This is a genomic window from Paracoccus sp. NFXS7 (genome assembly GCF_040148865.1).
Lineage (GTDB): Bacteria > Pseudomonadota > Alphaproteobacteria > Rhodobacterales > Rhodobacteraceae > Paracoccus > Paracoccus marcusii.
Window position 1 is genome coordinate 1 of sequence record NZ_JAKEKV010000026.1, and the last position, 5,912, is coordinate 5,912.

General features: G+C 56.9%; 5 protein-coding genes and 1 pseudogene. 5 read left to right on the top strand and 1 reads right to left on the bottom strand.

The features are described 5' to 3' along the window. The 3 genes and pseudogenes from LZ686_RS18650 to LZ686_RS18660 all read left to right on the top strand — a co-directional run. Positions 1–102, top strand: a pseudogene (locus LZ686_RS18650) (IS5/IS1182 family transposase); the annotation flags it as partial. Between the two features lie 283 nt (positions 103–385). Further along, positions 386–1,471, top strand: a complete 1,086-nt coding sequence (locus tag LZ686_RS18655) for a catalase family protein (RefSeq protein ID WP_349548753.1) — start codon at positions 386–388, stop codon at positions 1,469–1,471. Positions 1,472–2,180: 709 nt separating this feature from the next. Beyond that, positions 2,181–3,089 carry a calcium/sodium antiporter gene (locus LZ686_RS18660; protein WP_349548754.1) on the top strand — a complete coding sequence of 303 codons (909 nt, stop codon included), beginning with the start codon at positions 2,181–2,183 and terminating at the stop codon, positions 3,087–3,089. A gap of 102 nt (positions 3,090–3,191) precedes the next feature. Here LZ686_RS18660 and LZ686_RS18665 read toward each other — a convergent pair whose 3' ends face one another. Next, positions 3,192–3,608 carry an AAA family ATPase gene (locus LZ686_RS18665; protein ID WP_349548755.1) on the bottom strand — a complete coding sequence of 139 codons (417 nt, stop codon included), beginning with the start codon at positions 3,606–3,608 and terminating at the stop codon, positions 3,192–3,194. Positions 3,609–4,167: 559 nt separating this feature from the next. On the opposite strand from LZ686_RS18665, the gene LZ686_RS18670 reads away from it, so the two are divergent. Both LZ686_RS18670 and LZ686_RS18900 read left to right on the top strand, forming a co-directional pair. Further along, positions 4,168–4,629: a hypothetical protein gene (locus LZ686_RS18670; protein ID WP_349548756.1), complete on the top strand. Its 462-nt coding sequence runs from the start codon at positions 4,168–4,170 to the stop codon at positions 4,627–4,629. A 960-nt stretch (positions 4,630–5,589) separates the two neighbouring features. After that, positions 5,590–5,808: a GNAT family N-acetyltransferase gene (locus LZ686_RS18900; protein ID WP_502922032.1), complete on the top strand. Its 219-nt coding sequence runs from the start codon at positions 5,590–5,592 to the stop codon at positions 5,806–5,808. Positions 5,809–5,912 lie beyond the last annotated feature (104 nt).

The window sequence follows — 5,912 nt, forward strand, 5'->3', positions numbered from 1 at the left end:
CGCCTGAAGGACTGGCGACGGGTCGCTACACGCTACGACCGATGCCCGAAGGTATTCCTATCCGCCGTCGCCCTCGCAGCAACCGTCATGTTCTGGCTATGAAACGAGAACGAGTCCTGACCCTAGCGATGCAATGAATGCCCTGATCTGAATCTCTGCCATCTTTATCCTCTCGATAATGCCCCTAACTAACCTTTCTCGGCTGGCAGCTTGTCTGTGGCAATGGCGGCTTCGTCCCGCAGAGCTGACGCCACCGAGCCGCGGCGACAGCTACATGAAGAGCCCAAACCGGACGTTTGATCTGGGCAGCTAGAGTGGGCCAAGGAACCACGGTTTGCAGTTCACCGTTTAGCCCGAAGCCACGTTTGCGCAGCCGAGGGACGTCATGAAGCCGCCGATCCATTACTCGCCCGACCTTGAGACGATCCCCGATGATGAAGCCGATACGATCGAAGGCTTGAAGGCCACTCTCCTGGACATAATGGAGACCACCTCTGAGGATTATGGACACGCGGTGCGCTCGGTTCACGCCAAAAGCCACGGCATCCTTAAGGCGGAACTGACGGTCCTGCCTGATCTCCCGCCAGAATTTGCGCAGGGGATGTTCGCGGTGCCGGGGGTCTATCAGGCAGTGCTGCGTATCTCGACTAATCCGGGAGATATCTTGTCGGACAGCATCTCCGTTCCCCGGGGGCTTGCACTAAAGGTGATGGGAGTTGAAGGGGCGAGGCTAAGTGGCGCTGAAGGGAACTCACAGGACTTCGTGATGGTGAATGGTCCCGTCTTCACCGCGCCGAATGCGAAAGCCTTTCTGAAAAGTCTGAAGCTTTTGGCCAAGACGACCGACCGCGCAGAATGGGCAAAGAAGGCGCTGTCTGCGGTGTTGCGCGGCACTGAGAGGGTGCTAGAGGCCGTTGGGGGAGGGAGTGCCACTCTCCAGACCATGGGGGGAGCACCGAATGTCCATCCGTTGGGTGAGACCTACTACTCTCAGACAGCGTTCCGCCATGGCCATCATGTCGCAAAATTTTCTCTGGTTCCGGTATCCGAAACGCTGACCTATCACACCGAGGAAATCATCGACACGAAGGGCCGCCCTGACGCACTGCGAGAGGCTGTCGCAGTCGCTGCGGAGGCTGGCGTCTGTCAATGGGAGCTGCGCGTGCAGCTATGTCGCGACGCTGAGGCAATGCCAGTTGAGGACCCTTCGGTCCTGTGGGACGAGGAAGACAGCCCCTTTACCACCGTAGCCCGTCTGCACGCCAATCCGCAGCCAGGGTGGAGCGAGGCCCGCGCTCAGATCGTGGACGAGAAGCTGCGTTTTTCCGTGTGGACTGGTTTGGAGGCGCACCGTCCCCTGGGGTCAGTCAATCGGGTTCGCCGCGAGACTTACAAGATGTCGAGCGACTTCCGCAGTCAGTTCAATGGCTGCCCAATCCACGAACCTCAGACATTGGATCTGCCGGGCTGACACCATGTTTCTGCTGCAGTGGCACCAACGCAGCCCCATAGTAGTCATTACATAACTGCGGGTTTGGATATCTTGCTGCCACGTAGCAAATGGCTGCTTCGTCCCGCAGAGCAGACCGTCGATCGCCATTCTGGTCTGTCCGCTTGGCGAGACAAATCGGAGCTTTTCTTTCCGTCCGTGCAATTCCAAGCATCTGTTAGGCTGAAAGCCGGCCAGCCCTGCTCTACTTCCTCAATCTCGGGTGAGGGCCGGAGGACAGGCGTGGATGCAGACCAGCCCAGATCCGCGGATGGAGCCTACCGTCTCGCGGATGGGCCGGTTTGTCGCTTTCATTGATCGGGTGATCAAAGGTCACGCCATGCGCGGTGGGATGAACGGGGGAGGTGAACTCTCCGCTCGGGTGTATCATTTCGCGTGATTGCTTAACGTTCTTGGTCATCCCATGACATTAGCCGGGACGGTAGGAAGATAGAACCACGGCTGTGATGCCTCTGCGAATTGCCCGATCCCCAAGGCTGCCAGACTTTGACCCAGCTCCTATCCAGCGGTTCACTAACACCAGAGGCTGACCCGATACCTTGATCCGTTGTCGGTGCCTGCACTCCAGCGTCGTGCGCTGAAGCGCAGGTAACTGGCAGGGGGTTGTCGTTTAAATGGCGGCATCTGATATGGGATCAAACCGTGCCTCCGGGCCAACTTTGGATCAATCATGACCTATCTGCTTTTCGTTATCGGGCTTGTGGCACTTTTCTTCGGGGGTGAGGCCCTCGTCAGGGGCGCGACGGCCATTGCCCGTCACTTCCGCCTGTCGCCGATGGTGATCGGCCTGACCATCGTGGGCTTTGGAACATCCGCACCCGAGATGCTGGTTTCCGTGCAAGCAGCGCTCGCCGGTCAGCCCGCCATTGCGATCGGGAACGTCCTGGGCTCGAACATCGCCAACATCCTGCTGATCCTCGGCATTTCTGCGGTCGTTGCCCCCCTGATCATCCCTGTGAAAAAGCTCTGGCGTGATCTCGGCTTCATGTTGTTGGCGACGGCGACCATCTGGATCATGCTCCTGGACGGCAATGTCACCCGACTGGACGGCGTGCTGCTGATTACTGGTCTTATCGTCTTCCTCGTCACCGCCTTCATGACCAGCAAGGTGGAAACCCCTGACGTCGAGCAGGGGGATTCCCCTCAGTGGAAAGCATGGGCAATGACCTTGGGGGGATTGGTTGTCCTTGTCATCGGTGCCCGGCTGCTGGTGGACAGCGCGACGGAACTGGCGCGCGCGTTCGGCATTTCCGAGGCGGTGATCGGCCTGACGATCGTGGCTGTGGGAACCTCGCTTCCGGAACTGGCAACGTCCCTGATCGCGGCCATCCGCAAGCAGACCGAGATCGCCGTGGGCAACATCGTCGGCTCGAACATCTTCAACATCTTTGGCATCCTTGGCACCACGGCGCTGATCCATCCGATCGTTGCAGATCCGCGCTTTGCCTCTATCGACATGATCTGGGTGACCATTGCCGCTGTGGGTCTCTCCGTGCTGGCTTTCGTCCTTGCGGGTCTGCCGCGCATCGCCGGTCTTGTCCTCATGGCAACCTATGCCGGGTATGTGGCCTTGATCTAATCAGGGGACTCCTAAGGGGCATGACCTTGGGGGAAAGTACTTCCAGCGCAAAGCCGACAGAGCAGGGTAGCCCTTAACGGGCTACTCTGCGGGACGAAGCGGTCATACGCCTTTTAGGATGCTCGTCACAAAATCAGCGCGTTCCTCGACCCCTATCATTGGCAATACGATGAGCTGGTAACCAAACCGGGCATAAGTTTCTGCCAAGAATATACCGGTCGATTGGGCCTCCGCTCGATCCTGTTTGCGCTCGGCGTCTTGCGTAAAGATGGCTTCCCAATACGGAGCAAGGAAAACCCGTCTGTTATAGGCGTAAAGCTTTGCTGCTGCCTCTATATGGGCTGGAACCGGGAGACCGCAGAGCGTGAGATAGCCGACGACATCGGCAATCCCCCGGTCCATCAGGACGGGGCCATCTATAGCCCGCGCTTCATGCCATGAGCGCAACTCCCAGCCCAGCATGAGTTCGGCATACATCGACCTGTCGGCCCATGGCAGGGACGTTCCGCCTATTTGCACTTGATCCTGTATGATGGCTCGTCCGGCCCTGGGGCAGTCTGTGGAACCCTCGGCGGGTCAGGGCGTCAATCAAGCTGGTTTTGCCGGAACCGGGGCCGCCAGTCACGACGAACATATGGTCACCCATGGGCTATCCTCGGAATGTTTATGATGGGGAAACACTAATCGTCCAACCCTCAGCCGGACGGTTCCAGTGCACTAGCGAGGTTAGCTACACATCCGATAGGCGGCAATGGGCTTCTAGCGTCGATGCTACACAGACCGCTGACCGTCCGCTTTCTTCAAGCCGGCAAGCCCGAGATGCAGACTGCCCGACAGAAAAGGCAGAACTATGTGCCACAGGACATCGGGGGGCAGGGTTCAGATACTCCTGCCTTCAGCAGTGAGAAAAACTGCGTAAATTCCAGTGGGGCCGTTTCCCGATGCGAAGGTAGGTCTGCCTTTTCTATCACAAAGGTCTGCCTCTGATGGGCCACAGCCAATTGTTCCGTGGCGCGAAACTTAGTCTAGATGTAATGATTACTAGGCAATATGAATCGCCACAATTATTGGAGAGAGAATGCAATTTTTAAAAGTATCATTGGTAATAACGCTGATGAGCTTTCAGGGCGCTTGCACTGCGGACGTAAAGCCGATTGAAAAAAAGCCAGTAATTTCCTTGAGAAAAGGCAGTTTCTCAAGTTTCCAAGAGGCAGAGTTATTCGAGGACAACCAACTTCAAAGATCCAAATGGACTCACCCTGATGAGGAAACAACTGTTCAAATAGAGCAACTAAGAGAAGGTGCATTCATCGCTGCCCGTGACTACCTTCTTAAAAACCCCGTTCCTGACAGCCCTGATGAAGGTATTCTTGAGTGTGACTCATACACGGTTGTTGAATATATAGCGATTGATGGAACAGGCAAACGGTATTCATCAATCTTATGCCCTTACCAGCCTTTGGAGGATCATTACAGAGATTTAGAGAAGATAATTCTGGGATTTTCAGATAAAAATAATAAAGGCAGTCTATTTCCTTGAGGATAGATTGACGGGCACCTTTGGAAAATCGTGTGGAACCCGGACCTTCTTCCTCCGGAAGATTGAGCCGCTTTTTGGCTGCTGGCCTAGCAGGGCCAACGACTGCTTGGGGTTCTTCGCGTCGATGCTTCCTGGCAGTCGAGGGGCTGCTTTTCAGAGATATGGTGATCGCGGGCACCGCGATCGCTGATCCAACGGACAGCCGCGCCTCCGCTTCGCTCTGGCACCGCTGACGATCTTTCATTTCATTTTTCCGCCTGCCATCCGGCCGGCGATCCGAACACGGGCTCTGGTGCCGCTGCGCGTCAGCCTCCACGGAAAAATCCGGTTCCTCCCACGCGCAGGGCGCGCGGGTCCCTCCCAATTTCACCGCTCCGGCCCCGTGTGTCAGATCACCGTCCGGCCGCAGGTCGGGCTGCGCCCACCCTGCTTTGCCCTTCGAATGACATCAGGTCATCCAAAGTGAAAAGCAGGGATGGCTTCGCCACTGGCGGAACAGGAAGGAGCGCCACGACATGTCGGACAGCATTAAGACACAGGACGAAGATTGGGCTGCGGCCCATCAGAGGCAGACCTTTGTGACAAGAAAGGCAGGCCCGCCTTCGCATCGCGAACAGGCCCCACTGATTTCACGCAATTTTTCCCACCCCTGAAGGCAGGACTATCTGACGCCTGCCACGCCCATTGTTCTGCGGCACATAGTTCTGCCTTTTCTGTCGGGCAGTCTGTCTTTCGGGCTCGGCAGCTTGTCCAAAGCGGACAGTCACTGATCGGAGCAGGATCGACGCGAAGAGCCCTAAGTCATTGTATTGTCTGTTACCACGCAGGATGGTGGTTTGCGGAGGCCCTATGCGTTCAAGAACAACTATCCGACTTTGTGAAATACGTGACTATCCGGCGCTTAAGAGCTTTGATGAGTTCATGGGTGACAGACGTATCGACATGTAGCAGGGCAACCTAATGGTTGCCACGCTGGAGGATGCGGTAGTTGGCTACTCCAAGGTCGCACTCTCCGAGTTTATGGGCTGGCCGCTTCTCTCTATCGTTTGTGTGGCCTCTTCATCGCGAAGGCGGGGCATCGGTCGGGATCTGGTGGAGGGTGCCAGATCGGCTGCACAATGGCTTCGCCTTTACACTTCCACAGAGGCGTCCAACGTGATGTTCTCCCCATTCCTTTGACAGGATCTGGCGCTTTTCAAGCTCTGATCTGCTCCTGCTGATCGGGTTGCGTTGCTTCTCCTGTCAGTGAGGAGACCACTGCCGGCGGTCGGCCGCCAGGGGCC